Source organism: Shewanella sp. SM32 (genome assembly GCF_025654235.1).
Lineage (GTDB): Bacteria > Pseudomonadota > Gammaproteobacteria > Enterobacterales > Shewanellaceae > Shewanella > Shewanella oncorhynchi.
In genome coordinates this window covers 1-1,057 of sequence record NZ_JAKKRO010000156.1, presented here as the reverse complement: position 1 = coordinate 1,057, position 1,057 = coordinate 1, and the positions used below count along the sequence as shown (strand labels likewise).

Below are 1,057 nucleotides of genomic sequence, written 5' to 3'. Positions count from 1 at the left end.
CCTAACTCAGTCAAGGTCAGTGTCTTACATTCAATCAGTGCCTTAGAGGCCAGCATCAAGCTGTTTAATCGTTTTAGGTGAAGTTCTGGGCAGTATTGGTGTAAAGAATGTTGTAGGATATTGGCTTCGCGCATCTTGTTGTCCAAGTGTAGTTTTTAGCGAAACCATTTGATCATGCAACAAGATGCGCTTCCACCCTAATTTGATGATTTATTTGTAAATCATCAGGGGATTCTTCAGAGCATAGCATTAATTTATCCGTTTATGCATGATGGTGGTTCAATCAAATATCAAATAAGATATGACGGAAGTATCAAGATACAATCAGTCCATCCCCGAGAAGCTGAAAATGATTGGCCCTATGAAAATTACCCAACCTCCTTTTTAAAAGTGAAATTTGCACACGAACAAATCCTAAAAATGGATTTTAATGATTTCAAAAATCTACTTCCACAAGGCCAATTCACTAACAATAGTGAAGAAATAATAATAGTCATTCCTCCTCAAGCTGGTTATGAAGTTTCTCTTTGGGGCGATGATGGTGATGCAGAAAATGTTTTATGTGTTTTTAGAATCTGCCCTAAAACTGGTAATGTATATGCAGACAATCAATGCAGCTAACAAGAGCAGACCACGGACTTGCAAACCTATTAATTTAATTGTCCACTAAATAATAAAACTTGTACCAAATTTAAATATAGCCACTACTCCCTTCATGATAATGCCCAGAAGATCAGACGGGCATCCACAGTAATTGCGTGGTAGTTAATCTCCAGCTTTGCTTAAGCATTGAACAAGGAGGTTTGTATGTAGTGGCACACTAATTTTGGCCACCTAAATAGAGGTGATATTATTACCTCGTAGATGACTTTAGGTGAACACATGAGATCGACAACCAGAAAAACATTTAGTGCTGAATTCAAACTTGAAGCAGCCCAATTAGTCCTCGATAAAAACCATAGCATCATCGAAGCTGCAAAGGCGATGAACGTTGGTAAGTCCACTATGGATAAATGGGTGAGACAGTTAAAACTAGAACGCCAGGGTGGCACACCAA

Annotated in this window: 2 protein-coding genes and 1 pseudogene; 2 read left to right on the top strand and 1 reads right to left on the bottom strand. The window is 38.4% G+C overall.

Features of this window, described 5'->3' with window-relative positions; all coding sequences use genetic code 11:
• Positions 1-134 (bottom strand): annotated as a pseudogene (locus L5M10_RS23870) (IS4 family transposase); the annotation flags it as partial.
• Positions 135-264: 130 nt separating this feature from the next.
• Between L5M10_RS23870 and L5M10_RS23865 the strand changes: the two are divergent.
• Positions 265-621 carry a hypothetical protein gene (locus tag L5M10_RS23865; RefSeq protein ID WP_263256101.1) on the top strand — a complete coding sequence of 119 codons (357 nt, stop codon included), beginning with the start codon at positions 265-267 and terminating at the stop codon, positions 619-621.
• Positions 622-882: 261 nt separating this feature from the next.
• Positions 883-1,057: transposase (locus L5M10_RS23860; protein WP_263148818.1), on the top strand; the 175-nt coding region annotated here is incomplete at its 3' end.

Coding starts and splice junctions, on each gene's coding strand:
- L5M10_RS23865 (WP_263256101.1), top strand. CDS start 265: ATGCATGATGGTGGTTCAATCAAATATCAAATAAGATATGACGGAAGT.